Below are 20,212 nucleotides of genomic sequence, written 5' to 3'. Positions count from 1 at the left end.
TATTGCAATTTAATTTGTAATTTGCTGTTATCGCTTATAACGGTAAATCGTACTAGTTTCTAATTTGCTAACCATTAACTCTAAATAAACGTGAAAGTAAAAGGATTAAGTCTCGTATTTTTTGTGTTTTTTATTTTTCAGTCTTGCGGTAGAAAATCAGCTGCAGATTTCAATTCAGATTTTTCACTATTTAAAGATTATATAACCAGTTTTACGGGAGGAATCGTTTCTTCGGATTCTGATATTCGTGTGGTTTTGGCTTTCGATAAGAATGATTGGAAACCCAATCAGGAATTAGATGATGATTTATTTGATATTTCGCCAAGCGTAAGCGGAAAAGTCGTGGCGCTTTCGACCAATACATTAGCTTTTATTCCCGAGAAAAAACTAAAACCCGGAACAGAATATCAGGTTACTTTAAACTTAGATAAGCTGACTGCCATTCCAAAAGAGAAGGAAAAGGAACTTTCCAAATTCAATTTTACAGTTAAAACGGTAAAACAAGATTTTACCATAAATACTGGAGATATTCAGTCGTACAGTAAAGAATATCAGTATTTAAACTGTGTTTTGAAAACAGCAGATAATATTGATCTTGAAACGGCTCAAAAATTGGTTGAAGCGAAACAAAAAGGTAATAATCTTAAAATTAAGTTTGAGAAAACTGCAGGTCCTGCGAAAGAATTTCGTTTTATAATTGACAGTATTCAGCGTCATTCTGAAGCTTCTAATGTTGAGATTTTATATGATGGAAATGATTTTGATATTGACCAAAAAGGACAAATCGATTTTCCTATTACAAGCATAAACGAATTTAAAGTTATAAAAGTTGAAGTTCCAGATGGAAATAATCAATCGGTTTTAATTAATTTTTCTGAGCCATTAGAAAAAGGTCAAGATTTTGCAGGATTGGTTTCAATTCAAAATACTAATAATCTTAAGTTTTCTACACAAGGAAATTTATTAAAAGTATATTTTACGAATCAAAATGCACCTAAAAAAGAAGAACCGGTTGTAGTAGTTGCAGAAGAATCAGCGACTGTTGCAGTAGATTCGGCTGCAGTCGTAGTTGATTCAGCAGCAGTTGCGGTTGATTCAGCAGTCGCAGTTACAGATAATGCCGTTGAATATGTACCGGACGAAGAACCTGAACAAGTTGTGACTGGTGAATTATTATTAGAAGTTTTTGAAGGAATCGAGAGCCAATATGGTAAAAAATTAGAATCAAATTATTCTGAAAAAATCTCTTTCGACCAGATAAAACCAAGTATTCGTTTTGTTAAAAACGGAACAATTTTGCCGAGTTCAAATAATTTAAAATTGAATTTTGAAGCAGTAAATTTAAGTGCTGTTGATGTAAAAGTATATAAGATTTACAAAAACAATATACTTCAGTTTCTTCAATATAACCAATTAAACGGCGGGCAAAACCTCAAAAAAGTCGCACAGCCGATTGCCAAAACCACTTTGAATTTAAGAGAAAGCACACTTGTAAATCTGACAAAATGGAATACGTATGCTTTAGATTTATCTAAAATTATAAAGCCGGAACCAGGAGCGATTTATAGAGTAGAGTTTGTATATAAAAAGAAGTATTCTCTTTATAAGTGTGAAACATCTGACGGGAATAATGACGAAGCAGAAGAGGAGGAAGTAGATGAAAATGATGTAAATTATAGTGGTAATTCATATGATGATTATTATTACTATGATGATTATAACTGGAGAGAAAGTGAGGATCCTTGTTCTGGATCGTATTATTATAATGCAAGAATTGCGACTAATATTTTAGCTTCAGATTTAGGAGTTATTGCGAAAAGAGGTGAAAACAAATCGTATTTATTTGCTGTAAATAATATCGTTACAACAGAGCCAGTATCAAATGCAAGAGTTGATTTATATAATTTTCAACAGCAAAAGATTGGTACGCAGGCAACAAGCAGTGAAGGTATTGCGTCTTTTCAATTAGATAAATTCGCATATTTTGCGATTGTTACTTTAGGCGATCAATCCACTTATGTAAAGCTTGACGATGGACTTTCATTATCTGTAAGTAATTTTGATGTTGCCGGCGAGACTTTACAAAAAGGTTTAAAAGGATTTATTTATGGAGAAAGAGGCGTGTGGCGTCCGGGAGATAATTTGTATTTGTCTTTTATTTTAAATGATGCAGCAAATAAACTTCCGAAATCACATCCAATAAAATTCAGGTTAAATGATCCAAATGGTAAAACAGTTTATCAAACCGTTCAAAAAATAAACGATTTAAATCACTATGCCTTTATAGTACCTACAAATCAAGATGCTCCAACAGGAAATTGGGAGGCAATGGTAAGTGTTGGAGGAGCTAAATTTTATAAAAGCATTAAAATTGAGACGATTAAGCCAAATCGTTTAAAAATCAAGAATACTTTTAGCAGAAAAACACTATCGGCATCTTATCCAAATACAGATAATCTTGAAGTGACTTGGCTTCACGGCGCAATTGCGAAAAATCTAAATGTAGAAATGCAGGCTAAATTTTCGCAGCAAACCACCACGTTCAAAGGTTATGAGAAATTTAGTTTTGATGATATCGTTCGTCAATTTAGTACGGAAGAAATTAATGTTTTCTCAGGAAAATTAAATGAAAGCGGAAAAGCGTCTGTAAGTATCCAGCCAAGATTACAAGGTCAGGCACCTGGAATGTTACGTGCTTCGTTCATCACAAAAGTATATGAAGAAGGCGGTGATTTTAGTACCGATGTTATGTCAACAACTTATTCGCCATACAAAACCTATGTGGGAATAAAATCGCCTGAATTGAACAAATATAATATGCTTGAAACTAGAGCGAATAATCGTTTTGAAATAGTTACAGTTGATGAAAATGGAAGACCAAGAGCAGTTAGAAATCTTGAAGTAAGAATTTATAAAGTCGACTGGAGATGGTGGTGGGATTCATCAAGTGATAATTTGTCTAATTATAATTCATCAAACTCAACAACAGCTTATAAATCTATTATAATTGATACCGATTCAAGCGGAAAAGGAAGTTTTCAATTTGCTTTAACCGATGAAGAATGGGGGCGTTATTTGATTCGTGTTGAAGATACAAACGGCGGGCATGCAACTGCCTTAACAGTTAATATCGATTGGCCAATATGGTCTGGAAAAACACGCAACAGAGATGCTTCAACTGCGAATATGTTAGTTTTTTCTACAGATAAAAAGAATTACGCAGTTGGAGAAAAAGCACAAATTTCTTTCCCTTCAAGTGAAGGCGGGCGCGCTTTAATTTCTATTGAAAACGGATCTCGTGTGATTCAGACAATTTGGGCGAAAACACAAAAAGGTGAAACAAAAGTTGAGGTTCCTATTACGGGAGCAATGGCGCCAAATGTTTATTTTAATATTACTTTGTTACAGCCTCACGCAACAACCAAGAACGATTCGCCGATTCGTATGTATGGAATTGTTCCCATTGAAGTTGTAGATAAAAACACGATTTTGGCACCAACTATTAATATGCCGGATGTCTTAAAGCCAGAACAACCATTTACAGTAAAAGTGGGCGAAAAAACGGGTAAAGAAATGACGTATACCATTGCGGTTGTCGACGAAGGACTTTTAGACCTAACTCGTTTTAAAACACCAAATGCATGGGATAGTTTCTATGTTCGTGAAGCCCTTGGAGTAAAAACATGGGATGTTTACGATGATGTAATTGGAGCATATGGAGGAAAAATAAACCAGATTTTCAGTATTGGAGGAGATCAGGATTTAGGCGGTGGAAAAGCTAAAAAAGCAAATCGTTTTAAACCAGTAGTATTGTATTATGGTCCGTTTAAATTGGAAAAAGGACAAACAAAATCACACGAATTAAAACTGCCAAAATATATTGGTTCTGTTAGAACAATGGTTGTGGCGGGAGATGTAAATACAAGTGCATACGGAAGCGTTGAAAAAGCAACTCAAGTTAAGAGTCCATTGATGGTTTTAGCTTCGTTGCCTAGAAAGATTTCGCCATCAGAAAAAGTAACACTTCCTGTAACTGTTTTTGCAACTGAAAATAAAATCAAAAATGTTTCGATTCAGGTAAAAACAAGCAACGGATTGAAAGTAATGGGAAGTGCTGTTCAAAAACTGAGTTTTGCTCAGCCAGACGAAAAGATGGCTTATTTCAATTTAGTTGTAGGTGCTGCAACTGGAATTGCAAAAGTTCAGGTTATTGCAACATCTGGAAGCGAGAAATCAGTTTACGATGTTGAAATTGATATGACGAATCCAAATCCTGTTACAAGTACTTTTACAGATGTTGTTCTGTCTCCAAATAGTACTAAAACAATTTCATGGAAAACATTTGGTGTTGCCGGAAGTAATAAAGCAAGATTAGAAGTTTCGTCTATGCCATCAATGAATTTGAATGGAAGAATGCAATTTTTAATTCAGTATCCACATGGTTGTGTAGAGCAGACTACTTCTTCAGTTTTTCCTCAATTGTATTTAGGCGATGTGGCTGATATTGATGCGAAACGTAAAGAGATTATTCAAAAAAATATTGCAGCGGGAATTGCTAGATTAGGAAATTTCCAATTATCAAATGGTGGATTACCTTATTGGCAAGGAAATGCAATTGCAGATGATTGGGGAACTTCATATGCTGGTCATTTCTTGATTGAAGCGGAGAAAAAAGGTTATATTCTGCCAATTAATTTCAAATCTAAATGGTTGACTTATCAGCAAAAAGAAGCGAAACAATGGCGTTTTGAACCTAAATATGGAAACGATATGGCTCAAGCCTATAGATTGTATACACTGGCTTTAGCAGGAAATGCTGATTTATCAGCAATGAACAGACTTAGAGAAACAAAAGGCATTTCAAATGAAAGTAAACTTCGTTTGGCAGCAGCATATGTTTTAGCAGGACAAAAATCAGCAGGACAAAGTTTATTCCTGAAAACAAGTATTGACGGAGATTCAGATGGATATAGTTACTACTATTACGGTTCAAGCGAAAGAAATAGAGCGATGGCTCTAGAAACAATGTTACTTCTAGGGCAGACACAAAAAGCATTTGTTATGGCGACAAAATTAGCCAAAGAAATGTCGGCCAATCAATGGATGAGTACGCAGACAACGGCTTATTGCTTGTACGCGATGTCGAAATTTGCAATTAGTAACGGTCCGAAAGGAATCAATATTCAGTTTAGTAAAAACGGAAAAGGCGAGACAATAAATACAAGTAAATCAATTGCTGATCGAAGTATTTCTGTTACTTCTGGAGCAAATAGTATTACGCTGAAAAATAATAAAGCAAATACAGTTTATGTTCGCGTATTGAATACAGGGATATTACCTATTGGAGAGGAAAATGCTGTTCAAAGCGATGTTTCGGCAAGTATTGTTTTCAAAAACAGAAAAGGAAGTGTAATCAATGTTTCAAGAATCAATCAGGGAACTGAGTTTATCGCCGAAGTTACAGTTAAAAATCAAAGAGGAGAAAGTATTCAAAATGTAGCGTTATCACAAATTCTGCCTTCAGGATTTGAAATTGTAAACACCCGTTTTACAGATTACGGAGACGCCGTAAACAATATTGCTGATTATATTGATATACGAGACGATAGAACTAATTTCTATTTTGGAATGAAAGCCAGAGAAACTAAAGTTTTTAGAATTCTATTAAATGCGTCCTATTTAGGGAATTATTATTTACCTGGTTTACAATGCGAAGCCATGTATGATAATACATTCTTGGCAAGAACAAAAGGATTCTGGGTTGAGGTTGTGAAATAAAATTTATTAGCCACAAATTATATGGATTAAACGGGTTTTTAAAAATCTGTGATAATTAGTGTAATCTGTGGCTAAAAAAAACTTAGCTAACTTAGCGTTTACTTAGTGTCTTTGCGGTTAAAAAAACAAGTATTGAAAAATAAATTAAAAGCGTTTCTTCAACGCATCATAAACTGGATCAAAAGAAACAAAATAAAATCAGCAATTGCATTTGTGCTCTTGCTGATTTACTATTTTTCGATACCTCGAACTTTATTCAAAGAACCTTATTCAACCGTAATAGAAAGCAAAGAGGGCGAATTGTTAGGCGCCAAAATTGCCCGCGACGGACAATGGCGTTTTCCGGCGCAAGACAGTGTTCCGGATAAATTCAAGAAGTGTATTGTTTATTTTGAAGACGAGTATTTTTATAAGCATCTAGGCTTTAATCCTGGTGCGATGATCAATGCCTTTAAACAAAATCGAAAAGCAGGAAAGGTAGTTAGAGGAGGAAGTACCTTAACACAACAAGTAATCAGACTTTCCAGAAAAGGAAAAAACAGAACCTACTTTGAAAAACTGATTGAAATTATTCTGGCCACAAGATTAGAATTAGGCTATTCAAAAAATGAAATTCTCGAAATGTATGCCGCTCACGCACCATTTGGAGGAAATGTTGTTGGGTTAGAAATGGCTTCTTGGCGTTATTTTGGGGTTCAATCCAATCAATTATCGTGGGCTGAAAATGCAGTTTTGGCGGTTTTACCAAATGCACCAAGTTTAATCTATCCGGGAAAAAATCAGATAAAATTATTGAATAAACGAAACCGACTTTTACTAAAATTACATCAGGAAGGTATAATCGACAAGCAGACTTATGAACTTTCTATAGAAGAACCTTTACCTCAAAAGCCATATGATCTCCCTCAAATTGCTCCTCATTTATTGCAGAGAGTGGCAAAAAATGAAGAAGGAACAAGAGTAAAAACAACAATTGATTATGCGTTGCAAAATCGTGTAAATCAAATTGCGAGATACTATTACAATCAATACAAGCAAAATGAAGTTCACAATCTGGCTATTTTGGTAATTGACGTTCAGAATAGAAATGTAATGAGTTACGTTGGCAATGCTCCAACAGATAAAGATCATCAAAAGGATGTTGATATTATTGATGCGCCAAGAAGTACAGGAAGTATTTTAAAACCACTTTTGTACGGTGCAATGCTAGATGATGGTGAATTGTTACCCAATACTTTAGTGGCCGATGTTCCTACGCAGATTTCAGGATATACGCCCCAAAATTTCAATTTAACATTTGACGGTGCTGTTCCGGCGCATAGTGCATTGTCGCGTTCTTTGAACATTCCAGCAGTTTTAATGCTTCAGGAATTTACAGTCAATAAATTTTACGAAGAACTTCAAAAATTTAAATTGAAGAACATTAATAAAACACCTGATCACTATGGTTTGTCGCTTATTCTAGGCGGTGCCGAAAGTAATTTATGGGATTTATGCAGAACTTATGCAAATCTGTCTTCAACATTGAATTTCTATACTAAAAATAAAAATCAATACAGAACAAATGAGTTTACCGAATTAAATTATAAAAATGATTTTAAGCCTGATTTTGGAACAAAAACGGGTCAAAAGAATATTTTGGGTGCGGGATCAATTTGGCTAACGTATAACGCAATGGAGCAGGTGAATAGACCTGAAGGAGATGAAGCCTGGAAGTTTTATGACAGTTCCTTGAAAATTGCATGGAAAACAGGAACAAGCTTTGGAAATAGAGATGCGTGGGCCATTGGAACGAATTCAAGATATGTGGTTGGAATTTGGGTTGGAAATGCAACTGGAGAGGGAAGACCAACTTTAACCGGAGTTACGAGTGCAGCTCCAATTTTATTCGACGTTTTTAATTTATTACCCAGACAAAGATGGTTTGATACGCCTTATAAAGATTTGGCTGAGGTTGAGGTTTGTCGATTAAGTGGTTATTTGGCTAAAGAGAATTGTCCGAAAATTAAACAATGGGTTTCAAAAAAGGGAAAATCAACAAAAGTTTGTCCGTATCACAGAACTATTCATTTAGATAAAACGGAACAGTTTCAGGTAAACAGCAGCTGTGAAAATGTTGAAAATATTATTGCTAAAAATTGGTTTGTTCTGCCTCCAGTTATGGCGTGGTATTATAAAAGTCAGCATATTGAATATTTACCATTACCTCCATTTAAAGAAGGCTGCGAGGGAACTCAAACCACAGTTATGGATTTTATTTATCCAAAGGCAAACAGCAAAATATATTTGACTAAAGATTTTAATAGTAAAGTGCAACCTGTAATTCTAAAAGTTGCTTATTCTGAGAGAGATAAAGAATTATTTTGGTATATTGATGATGTTTATAAAGCTACCACAAAAACCTTTCATGAATTGCCAATTACACCAACAACAGGAATACATTACATTACAGTTGTAGATGCTTCCGGAAATGAAATTAGACGAAAAATCGAGATTATAAAAGAATAAGTTTATTGTATGATATTGAGTTTGGTATACACCTCTTTATTTTTTGTAATTCGGAATGTGAGTGAAGTTGTAAATCCTTGAAAAGTTGGTTTTTTTTCTTTGTTGTATGGAAATGAATAACCAAGACCTAAATCTATCCTGTTAAATAAAGTAAAACCACCCATTGCATAAGCATTTTTGGAAGAACTGCCTGCTTTTAAAAATAGAAGATATTCTGTATTGTATGATAAATGCACGTCTGGAAGCCCATAATATTTCCCATTGTAACTGTTAGTAATTCCGTATCCTGCACCTAAAAAAAGTTTGTTTTTATTTTTACAATCCAAACAAAATTCAAGACCAGTGGTTAGAAGACTTTTGTCTGCTATTGAATAATTTAAATTAAAAATTAAGAAGTCGGAGATGATATCCTTTTTTGTGCGGAAGTAATCCAATTTTGTAATAGTATCATTTTCTCCATACCATCTTGCATTTCCAGTCAAATGTTTTCCATTTTCATCTGTTGAATAACCTTCAAAATAAGGTTTGTTGCTTTTTACATAGTAATAGTTAATAGCATGCAAGGATCTCTTATTAGATTCAAATGAAGAATGTTCTGCAATATTGTTTTTCTCTTTAATTCTGTAATAAACAGCAGATTCTTTAGGGGTATTTTTTAAATTTTTGTCAACAAAAATAGTGTCGTTTTGGGCTGTTATTTTAACTGAAAAAAGCAATATAATGCTTATAATGATATATGTTTTCATTTGCAGTAGAAATTAATTAATAACCAATAAATTGACTGTAAGCTTTTTTGTTTCTTGTAAATCTTAAATTAAGACTCATTGTAAATCCTTCAAATACAGGAGCTTTATTCTTGTCGTATGGCAAAGAATATCCAAATCCTAAATCTATAAAATTCATTAATGTTAACCCTCCCAATACATAACTATTTTTATGAGTCGTTCCAATTTTAGCAAATAAAACAGAGATGTTATAAGATAAATGAAGATCAGGTAAGCCATAATACTGTCCATTGTAACTATTGGTAACTCCATATCCTAGACCTAAAAATAGTTTTTTAGGAGTTTGACAGTCTAAACAAAACTCAGTTCCCAGAGTTAAAAGACTTTTATCAGCAATGCTGTAGTTTAAATAAGTTATAGACGGGCTGGGAACTCTAAATGTACCGGGAGCAGGTTTTCGAAAATCTCTTGAACTTGAAAGTGTTCCGTCTTCATTATACCATTTCGCTTTTCCTGCATTATAGTTACCATTTATGTCTTTAGAATATCCTTCAAACTGTAATACATTGTTCTTTACATAGTAATCTTTAATTACATATAGAGAATCAACATATTCAATTTTTCGCCCAATCGCCTTTTTTGTTTTTATTTTAACGGGTTTTAATCTGTAATAAACAGCTGAATCTTTGACGGTTGTTTTCCATTTCGAATTAAAAAATATGGTGTCTTTTTGAGCAGCTAATTTTGAAGAGAATAAAAAAAGTAGCGCTAACAGATAGTAAAAAGTATTTTTTTGAGATGAAAAATATAGATTTGGGATTGCTTGCATATAATTAATTATTTAAAGTAATAATTAGAATTGCAAACATAATTGTCAGGTTATTTCTATTAGGTCTGTATGCGCTTTTTTTGCACCACAATAGGACAGAAAAAAGGAGACATAAAAGCATAAAAAAACCGCCAATCTCACGAAAGGCGGTTTTTGATTTATTCTGAAATAACATTTCCTTTTTTATCATAGAAATGGTATTCTAAGTACGTGTAAGCGTCACGAGGTATGATTTTCACCCATTTCTTATGTTCAAAAAACCATTTTGAACGTAATGATGGAAAACCTTTGCTGAGGTATGCAGCCACAAACGGATGTGTGTTTAGCACAACTTTATTGTGGGTTTTTAAAAGTCTTTCTAAATCAGAGGTGATCTTATCAATAATTAAAATAGGTGCTTCAATTTCACCATTTTCTTTGTTAGGATCTTCTTCTCTGGTCTTAATGTTAACTTCTGGTCTTACGCGCTGTCTTGTAATTTGGACTAAACCAAATTTACTTGGCGGTAATATTTTATGCTTTGCTTTATCGTCGCTCATTTCTTCTCGCAAGAAGTCGAACAAAACCTTCCTGTTTTCAGGATTCGACATATCGATAAAATCTACTACTATGATTCCGCCCATATCTCGCAAACGAAGTTGTCTTGCGATTTCTGCAGCAGCAATCATATTTACTTCCATAGCAGTGTCTTCTTGATTGGTTGCTTTATTCGAACGGTTTCCGCTGTTTACGTCTATAACGTGAAGAGCTTCGGTATGTTCGATGATAAGGTAAGCGCCCTTGCTCATAGATACTGTTCTTCCAAAAGAAGTTTTGATTTGTCTCTCTATATTGTATTTCTCAAAAATTGGAGTGTCATTTGATTGATAAAACTTAACAATCGATTGTTTTGAAGGTGCAATTTCTTGCAGATATTCCTTCGTTTGATGGTACAACTCTTCGTCATCTATTTGAATACCGCTGAAGGTATCATTGAAAACATCTCTTAATATCGAAGAAGCTCTGTTAAGCTCTCCTAATACTTTTGATGGATGATGAGCAGTTGGTAATTTTTTACACATTGCAGTCCATCTGCCAAGCAGGTTCTGCAAATCTTTTTCTAATTCGGCTACGTTTTTGCCTTCGGCTACTGTGCGAACAATAACACCAAATCCTTTTGGTTTGATCGATAGAACAAGTTTTTTTAGACGATCCTTTTCTTTTTTGTCTTCTATTTTTTGAGAAATAGAAACACGATCAGAAAAAGGAACTAGAACAATAAATCTTCCGGCAAGAGAAAGCTCAGCACTTATTCTTGGACCTTTGGTCGATATAGGTTCTTTAACTACTTGAACTAAAACAGATTGATTGGCACTTAAAATATCAGTAATGATGCCATCTTTGTCAATCTCTTTTTCAAACTGAAAGGTTTTTAGGGAGAAATCTTTTAATTTACCTGCGCTTACAAGTTTTATGAATTTCAGTTGGGAAGCTAAATTTGGACCTAAATCGTGATAATGTAAAAAGGCATCCTTTTCGAAGCCCACATTTACAAAAGCAGCATTAAGTCCAGCAACTGGTTTTCGTATTTTGGCAATAAAAATATCACCAACCTGAAAGTTGCTTTTTTCTTCTTCTTTATGTAATTCAATTAGTTTTCCATCTTTTAATAAGGCAAAATCTACGGCTTCAGAACTCGATCTAATGATTAATTCTTTATTCACACTGTAAATTTTTATCCGTGAATTGGTTGTCGGTTGTTTGTTGATAGTTGTTGGTAAAAATAACCAATAACCAAAAACCAAGAACCATCAACTTCTACAAGGATGGATTAAACAATATTTTAACAGGTATTGAACCCGGAGAAAACTAGCTGGCAGTTTGCAGTTTTAAGTAATCAGTAGACTGAACACTAAATACTTGTGACTGGATACTAATTTTCAATTTCAATGAACGTTTAAAAAGAAAAAAGTAGTTTAAAACTACTTTTTCTTTTTGTGACGGTTAGCTCTCGCTCTTTTTTTACGTTTGTGAGTAGCTACCTTATGTCTCTTTCTTTTTTTACCACTTGGCATATTGTGTCAGATTTATGTTAATTAATATTATTTTGCTTCGTTGTTCGTTTTTACTCCTTCTACAAAAACTTTTGCAGGTTTAAACGCAGGGATGTTGTGTGCAGGAATTTTAATTGTAGTGTTTTTAGAGATATTTCTACCAGTCTTTTCAGCTCTGGTTTTTACAATAAAACTACCAAAACCTCTTAGGTAAACATTGTCTCCAGTTTCTAATGAAGTCTTAACTTCTTCCATGAACGTTTCTACTGTTGCTTGAACATCTCCTTTTTCAAGACCTAGTTTTTCTGAAATTTTCGCTACGATATCTGCTTTCGTCATTTTCTTTCCTATTTTATTTTATAATGGTGTACTATTTTTTTGAGGTTGCAAATATAAGAATTAAAAAAATAATTAATCAAGCTAATTCGTTAAATTTTAATTACATAAACATTTACTTTTGCTTTTTAAGGATTTTAATATGGATTTTCATAACACACTGATAAAATGGTATTTACAAAACAAGCGTGATCTTCCATGGCGAAATACGACCGATCCATACCAAATTTGGCTCTCAGAAATTATGCTGCAGCAAACAAGAGTTGCGCAAGGAATGCCTTACTTTTTTGCTTTTACCAAGGAATTTCCTACTGTTTTTGATCTTGCAAATGCCTCTGAAGAACAGGTTTTGAAACTTTGGCAGGGACTTGGTTATTATTCGCGCGCTCGAAATTTACATAAAACGGCAAAATATGTGGCATTTGATTTAGACGGAAGCTTTCCTGCGACTTACAAAGAACTTTTAAGTTTGAAAGGTGTGGGCGAATATACCGCCGCCGCTATAGCTTCTTTTTCGTATAATGAAGCTGTTCCTGTTGTTGATGGAAATGTGTTTAGAGTACTTTCGCGTTATTTTGACATTGAATCTGATATTGCGATTCCTGCCACTAAAAAAGAGTTTACAGAACTTGCATATGAATTAATGCCAAAAGATAATCCTGCCGTTTTTAATCAGGCGATAATGGAATTTGGTGCCTTGCAATGCGTGCCTAAAAGTCCTAATTGTACGATTTGTGATTTTAATGATAGTTGTGCGGCGCTTCAAAAAAAGAAGGTTATGGATTTGCCTGTGAAATCAAAAAAAGTTAAGGTAACCAATCGTTTCTTTAATTATTTGATTTTAGAAGATGCTTTAGGAAATACGCTGATACAAAAAAGAACAGCAAAAGGAATCTGGCATAATTTGTATGAGTTTCCTCTTCTTGAAACAAAAGAAATTGAAGGATTTGATTTTGTTTCAAAAGCTGTAAAAAATGATCTTTTTTGTTCTTATACTATTATAGGTATAGAGGAATATCATAATGCGGCTTTGGTGCATAAGCTTTCGCATCAGCATTTGCATATTCAATTTTGGAAAATAAAGATTGAGGAAGTAATAGAAAAGGGTGTTAATATGGTAGATGTAAAAGCATTTCCTTTTCCTATTGTGATTTATAATTTTATTGAAAAATTTTAAAAAAAACAGACTTCTTTTGAAGTCTGTTTTTTTTTTTAAGCTCCTGCTATTGCATACTGAATTATTCTTACTACGATTCCAACCGCAAAACCTATTAAAGCCATATTACATGCAGATTTTGCTGCCACAGGTTCGTCACTTTTCTTTACAAAATATATAATTGCACCTGCTAGAGGAATACAAAAAGATAATACTTTTAATCCAGTGCTTAAATCTTGCTCAGATTTGTCGTTTTTGTTTTCGAATTCATCAAAATTAGAATTTTCGTTTGACATAGTTTTATGCTTTAATTGTTAATAATAAAAAGATACTTGAAAGAATATACGATCCAGAAAGCTATAAAATCAGACAATCCTGCCAATCCGTATCCGGCTAAAATGCCAGTAGAAAAGCGTAAAAAATTATTGCTTTCTCTGTCGAAGTAAGCTTGAGTAAAGCCATCGATCATTGTGGGTAAGATAGATAATAATGCCCAGTAAATGTCAATTTTAATAAACCATAATAGAGGTATGAAGATGAAATAGCCAGCATAGATTCCTGTACATCTTGCGCAAAACGGAAATTGTTTCCCTTTGTAGAAGAACGATCTTTCAGGGAGTTTGTGGCAGCTGACAAATTCTATTTTTTTCATAACTCAAAAATACACATTATTTTAAATTAACAAAAGTATTCTTAATATGGCGAAGTTAATATTGATTTTCAGCTTTATGAGATTAATTAAAAAGGAGCTTAAGAATCGATGTTTGTAGTTTTTATATATGTACTTTTCTTTCTCTAAATTTTGATTTATAATTTTCTAGAAGAGCAAGAATTAATTTGCTAAATAAAATGTATCTTTGGTAGAAATACCGCTATTATTATGAATGGAACATTAAACAAAGTCATGCTTATTGGGCACTTAGGCGATGATGTAAAAATGCATTATTTTGATGGAGGAAACTGTATTGGGCGTTTTCAATTGGCGACAAACGAAGTTTATATTAATAAAACAACCAATGAAAAAATAACTTCAACAGAATGGCATAATCTAGTTGTACGTAATAAGGCAGCTGAAATTTGCGAAAAATATCTTTCAAAAGGAGATAAGATATATGTTGAAGGGCGTATAAAATCCAGACAGTGGCAAGCTGAGGATGGGACTACAAAATATACGACCGAAATTCAAGTTACTGAGTTTACTTTTCTTACGACAAAAAAAGAAACTGCAAATCATAAACCAAATCAAGATTCAGAATCCGCAAAAAACACTAACTTTGATGCTTCAAACGAAGGCTTACCTATAAATGATCTGCCCTTCTGATTGTTTAACTAATCTATTTTAATTTGGACCCGGAGCCCAGTTTACTTTTTACTACAACTTTAGACATCAATTTAATTATTGGTTTTGTCGGAATATTTATTTTACTTTTTTTGTCGGCCATTGTTTCAGGAGCCGAAGTTGCACTCTTCTCTTTGTCTCAGAAAGATATCGATCAAACACTGCAGGAAAATTTCTCAAAGGGAAAAATTATTTCAGATCTTTTAGATAAACCTAAAAAACTATTAGCGACATTGTTAGTTGCAAATAACTTTTTGAATATTGGAGTTGTAATATTGTTTTCTTTCGTTGGCCGAAATTTGTTTAATGGTGTTAGTTCTCCAGTTCTTAAATTTATTTTAGAGGTTATTTTAGTTACTTTTTTAATTTTGTTGTTTGCAGAAGTTTTGCCTAAAGTTTATGCCAGCAGAAATAATATAAAGTTTGTTAATCGTTTTGTTTATCCTATTTCAGTTTTAGACAAACTGCTTACTCCAATTAGTCTTCCTATGCGCAGTCTTACTTTGTATCTGCATAATAAATTAGGTAAGCAAAAAAATAACTTTTCGATTAATCAGCTTTCTCAAGCCTTAGAATTAACAGATTCAGAAGGAACTTCAACAGAAGAACAGAAAATTTTAGAAGGAATTGTTTCTTTTGGAAATACAGATACAAAGCAGGTTATGAGTCCGAGGATTGATATTTTTGCTTTGGAAATCTCAGAATCATTTGAAGCTATCTGCCCGAAGATTATCGAGAAAGGATTTTCTAGAATACCTGTATATCGTGATAATATAGATCAAATAGAAGGAGTTTTGTTTGTTAAAGATTTATTGCCTCATATTGATAAAGACGATTTTAATTGGCCTTCATTAATGAGAGAAGCTTTTTTTGTTCCTGAAAATAAAAAACTGGATAATTTATTAAAAGATTTTCAGAGCCTTAAAAGCCATTTAGCAATTGTTGTTGATGAGTACGGCGGAACTTCTGGATTGGTTTCATTAGAAGATATTATAGAAGAAATTGTAGGTGACATTAGTGATGAATTTGATGATGAAAATCTGAATTATTCTCAAATAGATGAAAAGAATTTTCTTTTTGAAGGAAAAATAAATCTAAAAGATTTCTATCGAATTGTTGATGTTGACGAAGATGTTTTTGAATCTCGCAAAGGTGAGGCGGAAACATTGGCGGGATTTATTTTAGAAATTTTAGGAAATTTCCCGAAGAAGGATCAAAAAGTGATTTTTGAAAACTGTGTTTTTACAATTGAAACAGTTGATAAAAAACGTGTTAAACAAATAAAAGTAACAATAGAATAATGTTTAAGAAAATAATTTTGGTAACTGCAATTTTGCTGACATTAACAGTTGTAAGCTGTAAAGATGATGTTGTGCCTAAACCTGCAAGTTTCCTTAGATTAGATTACCCAGAGGCGAAATATGTCAATTTTGAAAATAATTGCCCTTTTGCTTTTCAAATGAATGAAGATGCTGTAATTAAAGGCGAAAAGGACTGCGGATTTGCAATTACGTATCCAAAGATGAAAGCGACAATTTATTTGACTTACAAGCCTGTAAATGGCAATATTGACAAGCTTTTGAGAGATGCTCAGAAACTGACCTACGAACATGTTATAAAAGCTGATGATATTCTAGAACAGCCTTATTTAAATCCGGAGAAAAAGGTATACGGAATGTTTTATCAGGTTGACGGAAATGCCGCTACAAACTCACAATTTTATGTAACAGATAGTACAAAGCATTTTGTAATTGGTTCTGTTTATTTTTATGCAAAACCTAATTTTGATTCAATTATGCCGGCCGCCAGCTATATCAAAAATGATATGCAGCGATTGATGGAAACATTAAAATGGAAATAAGAAGAAATAAAAACGGCGTTCAATTGAACGCCGTTTTTGTATTTGTAAGTTCTAAACTTAAGATTTGAAATTTAAAACTTTGTATGTTTTTCCGTCACCAGTTTCCTGAACTACTTTTGTTAAGTTCTCTTGATTTTGAATAGTTTTGTCAAAAGTAACAGTTGCCGTTTTTTTGTCAAAATCAACGGCTGCTTTTTCTACTCCTTCTAAATTAGATAATTCTTTCTCGATTGTTTTTGCACATCCCATAGCGCAAGTCATTCCTTCGATTTCAAAACTTGCAGTTTGCACATTTTCGGCAGCTATTACTTTGTGTTCTTTGGGAGCAGCTTTTTCGTTTTGAGATTTAATTAAGCTTAAGCTTTTGTCTTCTTCTTTTTTGCAGCTTACAAATGCTAAACTTGCAATTGCTATAACAGCTATAGTTTTTGTAAATTTCATTATATATGATTTTAATTGAGTAATCGTGTTCGTTGCAAAATTAATAAAAAACGAGAGGTCAGTTCATAAAAATAGTACAAATTTGCAGTAAAATAGTTTTTATGGATGCAAAACAATTAAAGTGGGGATACTTATTGGTATTGTCCTTAATTTGGGGAAGTTCTTTTATTTTAATTAAAAAAGGACTTGTGGGTTTGACCGCGATTCAAGTTGGATCGTTTAGAATTATTTTTGCGGCTTTGTTTTTATTGATCATTGGGTTTAAAAGTCTGAAGAAAATTTCGCTCAGCCAATGGAAATTTGTTGCCATAACTTCGCTTTTTGGGACTTTTATACCAGCTTATCTTTTTGCTATTGCTGAAACGCAGGTGGATAGTTCGATTGTGGCTATTTTAAATTCGCTTACTCCATTAAATACTTTAGTTTTAGGGATTATTGCTTTCGGAATTCAATTTCAAAAGCGACAGGTGTTAGGTGTTTTTGTTGGTTTGGTTGGTTGTCTGCTTTTAGTTTTAAGTGGAGATTCTGCCTCAGGAAGTCAAAATTATATTTACGTTTTATTTGTTGCGATTGCAACACTTAGTTACGCTATTAATGTAAATCTGATTAAAAAATATTTGCATGATTTAAATTCAGTAAGTATTACAACTGGAAATTTTACAGTTTTACTTTTACCGGCTTTAATCATTTTAAGCACGACTGATATTTCTCATAGGATGCATATTGAAACCGCACAGCATTCAATATTTTTTGTAATGATTCTTGGGGTATTAGGAACTGGAATTGCTAATGTTTTGTTTTTTAAACTAATTCAAATTTCTTCACCTGTCTTTGCAACATCAGTAACTTATCTAATTCCAATAGTTGCTTTTTTCTGGGGATTATTAGACAATGAAATGCTGACTCCAATTCAGTTTTTGGGAGCATTTATTATTTTGATAGGGGTTTATTTATCGGCGAAGAAGTAGGCTTTTAGTTGTAAATGTGAGATGATATTGATTGTCAAGCTGAGCGAAGTCGAAGGTATTTGCGCCCTTCGACTTCGCTGAGGGTGACAAAACGAGAAATAAAAAAAAGCTTTGTCAAAGTTTTAAACTTTGACAAAGCTTTTAAAATCTTAGAACCTTAGCAACTTAGTCTCTCAGAACCTTCTCTAAAGAAAATCTGCATCCGAAACACCTTCATTGATCTTGATGTCAGACATTTTGATATCTAACTCAAAGCCTACATTTTGTATTAAGTTAAAAGGAACCTTTACGCCTTTTACCTCTTTGTAGTCGTTAAAGTTTGTTATTTGTGTATTCGATTTTCCGTCTTGTTCACGAGTTTTAGCTTCTGCTGTTTTTAATCCTGATTTTACATCGTAGAAGTAAGTTGTTTTACCATCTTTGATTGCATAAGCATCGCTTCCGTTAATTGGTTCAATGCTGTCAACTTTCAAATCTGCTCTTTTAATTAATTGTAATTCTTCAAAAGGAGCTGCGTTGGCTTTCATTTCAGCAAGATCGTTTCCTTCAAGATTTTTACGTTTTCCTTGTTGTTCGATATAAGCGCCTTTGTCGTTTACAACTTGCTTCATTAAATTCATTGGACCCATTGCAAGAGACACCATCATTTTTCCTTTTGAATCTAATTTTGAAGTAAAAGTAAGTGGAGATGGGGCTTGCGGAACTGTTGTAGTTCCGTTCATATAAAGAGTTTTTACGGCGCTTACTGCTTTTTCTCCGCCAATTGCTTTAATGTAATTTTCGAAAACAGTTTTAGCAGTGATTCCAGTTGGAACCTCTTTTTTTGTTGCTGGTTTCTCAACCGGATTCCCGTATTTGTCAAAATAATAAATCGGAATTTGAAGTTTTTCCAAGCCTGTAATTACATCAGAACCTTTTCCAGCGATTACAATTCTCATATTATCCAGTAAGAAATATTTATTTGCTACACGGTAAATATCATCAGCAGTAACATTGTTAATCGTTTGGATGTATTTTTCGTAGAAATCAGCAGGAAGCTTTTCTGTTTCGATGTTTAGAGCATAGCGCGCTACAGCTTGTGGTTTTTCGACCTGCATTACAAAACGGCCAATGTATCCAGCTTTTACATTTTTAAGAACGTCTTCAGAAACCTTTTCAGTTCTGATTCTTTTTATTTCTTTTATAAATTGAACAACTGCGCTGTCTGTAACGGTGTTTCGAACTGCGGATGAAGCTTTAAATTTAGTTACATATTTTCCGCTTCCAATACTTGAGCTCGCGCCGTAAGTCCAAGCGTGCTTCTCACGTAAATTCATATTTAAATAACTGTTGAAATCACCTCCCAGAATTTGATTTGCAATTGCAGCAGGGAAAAAATCAGGATCGCTCATTCTTAAATTTACAGTATTTACCAATGAAATTTCAGATTGAACGGCATTTGGAACGTCTACAAAATCAATTTGAAGTTTAGAAACATTCTCCGGATTTGGATAAGTGTTTTTTGGAGCAGCTTGTTTTTTCCAACCGTTAAAAAGTTTTTCGACTGCAGCTTTTGTTTCTTTAAATTTAATATCTCCAATAATTACCAAATAAGCATTTTCTGGAACAAAATAGGTGTTGTAATTCGCTTGAACATCGGCAAGCGTTACGTTTTTTACCGTTTGTTCAGATAAATATTCTCCAGAAGGATGGTTTTTTCCAAAAGCCAAAACGTCAACTACGCGATTAGCAATTGCTGGAACACTTTTCTCGTCAGCTTTAAGGCCTTCAAGTAATTTAGCTTTTTCCTTATCAAATTCGGCTTGCGTAAAATTAGGTTGTAAAGCTCCTTCTGCTAAAAGTTCAAGAACTCTTCCTGAGTATTTAGAAAGTGAACTGGCATAGGCTCCTGATGATGAGAAATTAATGTTGGCGCCATAAAAATCTATTTCTTCATTAAAGCTTTCTTTTGTAGTTTTTTTGGTTCCGTTACCAATTAAACTGCTGGTTAGTTCGTCAACGCCTTTTTTATTTCCTTCGGCAAAAGGTGCGTTGTCCAGCGTAAGATTGAAGCTTACTCTAGGTAATTTATGATTTTCAACTATCAAAACTTTCATTCCGTTTGCCAAAACAAAAGTTTGTGGTTTTTTGATATTGACTACAGGCGGATTTCCTGGTTTTGGTTGTGGACGATCTTGTGCTTGCATAATTCCAGTTAGGAATAAAAGGATTAAAACTGTATGTATTTTTTTCATGATT

Annotated in this window: 15 protein-coding genes; 7 read left to right on the top strand and 8 right to left on the bottom strand. The window is 33.4% G+C overall.

The window, feature by feature from the left end; genetic code table 11:
* Nucleotides 1–90 precede the first annotated feature (90 nt).
* Together ACHRVL_RS00610 and pbpC are read left to right on the top strand one after the other, a co-directional pair.
* Nucleotides 91–5,778 carry an alpha-2-macroglobulin family protein gene (locus ACHRVL_RS00610; RefSeq protein WP_395409549.1) on the top strand — a complete coding sequence of 1,896 codons (5,688 nt, stop codon included), beginning with the start codon at nt 91–93 and terminating at the stop codon, nt 5,776–5,778.
* Between the two features lie 132 nt (nt 5,779–5,910).
* Nucleotides 5,911–8,286, top strand: a complete 2,376-nt coding sequence (gene pbpC / locus ACHRVL_RS00605; RefSeq protein WP_395409547.1) for a penicillin-binding protein 1C — start codon at nt 5,911–5,913, stop codon at nt 8,284–8,286.
* A gap of 2 nt (nt 8,287–8,288) precedes the next feature.
* Here the strand turns inward: pbpC and ACHRVL_RS00600 are convergent, their stop codons facing one another.
* The 4 genes from ACHRVL_RS00600 to ACHRVL_RS00585 all read right to left on the bottom strand — a co-directional run bounded on the left by ACHRVL_RS00600 (nt 8,289) and on the right by ACHRVL_RS00585 (nt 12,212).
* Nucleotides 8,289–9,032, bottom strand: coding sequence for a hypothetical protein (locus ACHRVL_RS00600; protein WP_395409545.1), 744 nt, complete (start codon nt 9,030–9,032; stop codon nt 8,289–8,291).
* A gap of 16 nt (nt 9,033–9,048) precedes the next feature.
* A complete protein-coding gene (locus ACHRVL_RS00595; RefSeq protein WP_395409543.1) occupies nt 9,049–9,840 on the bottom strand; it encodes a hypothetical protein in 792 nt (263 codons plus the stop codon).
* Between the two features lie 158 nt (nt 9,841–9,998).
* On the bottom strand, nt 9,999–11,543 hold the full coding sequence (locus ACHRVL_RS00590) for a ribonuclease E/G (protein ID WP_213254879.1): 1,545 nt from the start codon (nt 11,541–11,543) through the stop codon (nt 9,999–10,001).
* A 378-nt stretch (nt 11,544–11,921) separates the two neighbouring features.
* Nucleotides 11,922–12,212, bottom strand: a complete 291-nt coding sequence (locus ACHRVL_RS00585; RefSeq protein ID WP_007805026.1) for an HU family DNA-binding protein — start codon at nt 12,210–12,212, stop codon at nt 11,922–11,924.
* A 139-nt stretch (nt 12,213–12,351) separates the two neighbouring features.
* On the opposite strand from ACHRVL_RS00585, the gene mutY reads away from it, so the two are divergent.
* Entirely contained in the window at nt 12,352–13,386 is a 1,035-nt protein-coding gene (gene mutY / locus ACHRVL_RS00580) for an A/G-specific adenine glycosylase (protein WP_395409541.1), read from the top strand.
* Nucleotides 13,387–13,421: 35 nt separating this feature from the next.
* Here the strand turns inward: mutY and ACHRVL_RS00575 are convergent, their stop codons facing one another.
* Both ACHRVL_RS00575 and ACHRVL_RS00570 read right to left on the bottom strand, forming a co-directional pair.
* Complete coding sequence (locus ACHRVL_RS00575) at nt 13,422–13,661, bottom strand: hypothetical protein (protein WP_395409539.1); 240 nt, start codon at nt 13,659–13,661, stop codon at nt 13,422–13,424.
* An 11-nt stretch (nt 13,662–13,672) separates the two neighbouring features.
* On the bottom strand, nt 13,673–14,017 hold the full coding sequence (locus ACHRVL_RS00570) for a DUF2085 domain-containing protein (protein ID WP_395409537.1): 345 nt from the start codon (nt 14,015–14,017) through the stop codon (nt 13,673–13,675).
* Between the two features lie 228 nt (nt 14,018–14,245).
* Here ACHRVL_RS00570 and ACHRVL_RS00565 point away from each other — a divergent pair, with 228 nt between their 5' ends.
* The 3 genes from ACHRVL_RS00565 to gldD are packed head-to-tail and all read left to right on the top strand — an operon-like array spanning nt 14,246 to nt 16,565.
* Nucleotides 14,246–14,686, top strand: a complete 441-nt coding sequence (locus ACHRVL_RS00565) for a single-stranded DNA-binding protein (protein WP_089052617.1) — start codon at nt 14,246–14,248, stop codon at nt 14,684–14,686.
* Nucleotides 14,687–14,709: 23 nt separating this feature from the next.
* Nucleotides 14,710–16,005, top strand: a complete 1,296-nt coding sequence (locus ACHRVL_RS00560; RefSeq protein ID WP_395409535.1) for a gliding motility-associated protein GldE — start codon at nt 14,710–14,712, stop codon at nt 16,003–16,005.
* Nucleotides 16,005–16,565, top strand: a complete 561-nt coding sequence (gldD, locus tag ACHRVL_RS00555) for a gliding motility lipoprotein GldD (RefSeq protein ID WP_395409533.1) — start codon at nt 16,005–16,007, stop codon at nt 16,563–16,565. Before ACHRVL_RS00560 ends, gldD begins: the two co-directional genes overlap by 1 nt.
* A gap of 57 nt (nt 16,566–16,622) precedes the next feature.
* Here gldD and ACHRVL_RS00550 read toward each other — a convergent pair whose 3' ends face one another.
* A complete protein-coding gene (locus ACHRVL_RS00550) occupies nt 16,623–17,006 on the bottom strand; it encodes a heavy-metal-associated domain-containing protein (RefSeq protein WP_395409531.1) in 384 nt (127 codons plus the stop codon).
* Nucleotides 17,007–17,107: 101 nt separating this feature from the next.
* On the opposite strand from ACHRVL_RS00550, the gene ACHRVL_RS00545 reads away from it, so the two are divergent.
* Nucleotides 17,108–17,974: a DMT family transporter gene (locus ACHRVL_RS00545; protein ID WP_395409529.1), complete on the top strand. Its 867-nt coding sequence runs from the start codon at nt 17,108–17,110 to the stop codon at nt 17,972–17,974.
* A gap of 185 nt (nt 17,975–18,159) precedes the next feature.
* On the opposite strand, the gene ACHRVL_RS00540 is transcribed toward ACHRVL_RS00545, so the two are convergent.
* Nucleotides 18,160–20,208, bottom strand: a complete 2,049-nt coding sequence (locus ACHRVL_RS00540) for a M16 family metallopeptidase (RefSeq protein ID WP_395409527.1) — start codon at nt 20,206–20,208, stop codon at nt 18,160–18,162.
* Nucleotides 20,209–20,212: the final 4 nt, after the last annotated feature.

The sequence above is a fragment of the Flavobacterium sp. FlaQc-28 genome (assembly GCF_044007415.1).
Taxonomy (GTDB): domain Bacteria; phylum Bacteroidota; class Bacteroidia; order Flavobacteriales; family Flavobacteriaceae; genus Flavobacterium.
Note: the sequence above shows the minus strand (reverse complement) of the source record. Positions and strands in the feature narration are given on the sequence as shown.

Coding starts and splice junctions, on each gene's coding strand:
- ACHRVL_RS00600 (WP_395409545.1), bottom strand. CDS start 9,032: ATGAAAACATATATCATTATAAGCATTATATTGCTTTTTTCAGTTAAA.
- ACHRVL_RS00595 (WP_395409543.1), bottom strand. CDS start 9,840: ATGCAAGCAATCCCAAATCTATATTTTTCATCTCAAAAAAATACTTTT.
- ACHRVL_RS00585 (WP_007805026.1), bottom strand. CDS start 12,212: ATGACGAAAGCAGATATCGTAGCGAAAATTTCAGAAAAACTAGGTCTT.
- mutY (WP_395409541.1), top strand. CDS start 12,352: ATGGATTTTCATAACACACTGATAAAATGGTATTTACAAAACAAGCGT.
- ACHRVL_RS00575 (WP_395409539.1), bottom strand. CDS start 13,661: ATGTCAAACGAAAATTCTAATTTTGATGAATTCGAAAACAAAAACGAC.
- ACHRVL_RS00570 (WP_395409537.1), bottom strand. CDS start 14,017: ATGAAAAAAATAGAATTTGTCAGCTGCCACAAACTCCCTGAAAGATCG.
- ACHRVL_RS00565 (WP_089052617.1), top strand. CDS start 14,246: ATGAATGGAACATTAAACAAAGTCATGCTTATTGGGCACTTAGGCGAT.
- gldD (WP_395409533.1), top strand. CDS start 16,005: ATGTTTAAGAAAATAATTTTGGTAACTGCAATTTTGCTGACATTAACA.
- ACHRVL_RS00550 (WP_395409531.1), bottom strand. CDS start 17,006: ATGAAATTTACAAAAACTATAGCTGTTATAGCAATTGCAAGTTTAGCA.
- ACHRVL_RS00545 (WP_395409529.1), top strand. CDS start 17,108: ATGGATGCAAAACAATTAAAGTGGGGATACTTATTGGTATTGTCCTTA.
- ACHRVL_RS00540 (WP_395409527.1), bottom strand. CDS start 20,208: ATGAAAAAAATACATACAGTTTTAATCCTTTTATTCCTAACTGGAATT.